This window comes from Candidatus Hodgkinia cicadicola, assembly GCF_002774925.1.
Genome location: NZ_NXGO01000052.1, coordinates 1 through 2,037 on the forward strand (window position 1 = coordinate 1; position 2,037 = coordinate 2,037).

2 protein-coding genes are annotated in these 2,037 nt (G+C 29.1%); both read left to right on the forward strand.

The features are described 5' to 3' along the window. The first annotated feature begins 593 nt into the window (after positions 1-593). Entirely contained in the window at positions 594-1,766 is a 1,173-nt protein-coding gene (tuf, locus tag MAGTDC_RS02570; protein ID WP_146656917.1) for an elongation factor Tu, read from the forward strand. A gap of 138 nt (positions 1,767-1,904) precedes the next feature. Next, the coding region (locus tag MAGTDC_RS05935; RefSeq protein ID WP_414173060.1) for a 30S ribosomal protein S10 at positions 1,905-2,037 on the forward strand (133 nt) is incomplete at its 3' end.

Sequence of the window (2,037 nt, forward strand, 5' to 3'; positions counted from 1 at the left end):
GAGGAGGATATAAAAGCTTAGCAGCGATAGCTGATACTAAACATCGACATTTCAAAGGAAAAACTAACAACCCAATCATAAGGTTACAAATAGGATTCGAAGACATCAATGATTTGATAAATGATTTAAACAGTTCATTTCAACGTATTATTAACAACGAAGTTACGAATTCAATTTAATCAAAGAAATGGATTACCAAATCTTAATCGAAATATCCATTGAGTAATTATTAAAAATCAAGATGTTAACAAGTAATCAAACATAACTATGATGGCAGATTGGTAGTACTTAATCTATTAACATGAAAATATATACATGGGATTGGATATAAATTTATAATTATAATATAGATACATTTATTAGTAATTTAAACAACAGAATTATAGGACTAGAAACTTACCAATGATCTTATTGTTGATTGTAATAAACATGAATATATCCTATCGTTAACAACAAAATCATAGGATAAAATGATCTAAATGTAACAAATACCAAATACTACATCAATATTAAATATAAATTAACAAAAAATGATCAAAGACATAAGGATGTTGTTAAAATGGGATTAAACTATTTACTATTCTGATAAGAACCTGTTAAAGCCAACATTTAACCGCAACAAACCACATATAAATATCGGAACAATAGGACATGTTGACCATGGCAAAACAACATTAACTGCAGCAATTACTAAATTCTTTGGAAATTATAAACCATATGAGGAAATAGATTCATCACCTGAAGAAAAAGTTCGTGGAATAACTATATCCACTACACATGTTGAATATGAATCTGAAACAAGACATTATGCCCATGTCGATTGTCCAGGTCATTCAGACTACATCAAAAATATGATAACAGGAACAGCTCAAATGGATGGAGCCATATTGGTTTGTTCGGCATACGATGGACCAATGCCTCAAACAAGAGAACACATATTATTAGCCAAACAAATAGGTGTACCTGCAATTGTTATTTTCTTAAATAAGGTTGATTTAATAGATGACTTAGATTTAATAGAACTTATTGAACTAGAACTCAGAGAATTACTTTCTTCTAACAATTATCCTGGAAAAATAATACCAATTATTAGAGGATCAGCATTAATGGCTCTAAAAGAAACAAAAGGTAAATGATGTGATTCAATAAAACTTTTAATTAAAACAATTGATAAATATATACCAACACCAAAACGTGAAAGAGATAAGCCATTTCTAATGCCAATTGAGGATGTATTTTCAATTCTAGGAAGAGGAACTGTTGCAACAGGACGAATAGAAAGGGGATTAATTAAAATAGGAGATGATATAGAAATAGTTGGTATCAAACAAACAATAAAAACAACATGTGTTGGCATCGAGATGTTCAGAAAAACTTTAATCCAAGGAGAAGCGGGTGATAACGTTGGTATTTTATTAAGAGGAATTGACAAAAATATTATTGAAAGAGGTAGGGTTTTATGTAAACCTAAATCCTTATGTTCGTACTCTATTTTTTTAGCTGAAGTTTATGCATTAAAGAAAGAAGAAGGTGGGAGACATACCCCGATATTAAACAAATACAGACCCCAATTCTACTTTAGAACCACAGATGTAACTGGAACAATTCATCTTGGTAAAGGTGTTGAAATGATAATGCCAGGAGATAATGTAACAATATCAATTGAATTAATATACCCTGTAGCATTAGAAGAAGGACTACATTTTGCCATTAGAGAAGGAGGTAAAACTGTTGGTGCTGGAGTTATTACAAAACTTATGGGATAAATTCGAAATTTAATGTTAAGAATCTAAATCTTTTTAATTAATTAACATTATCATCGTATATTTAGAATATACTTCTTGTATTTAAAATTAAAACTAATATAAAAGTAACTGGAATTGTAAACCCCCAACAAAAAAACCATAACGCTTACAATCAATAGTTCTCTACACATAGATAAAAAGAGTAGAGATCAATCTAAGATAAGAACATATTCAAAAATATTAACAATAACAGGTGATTTCAACGAAATATTTTCTAGTCTTATTAAAATTT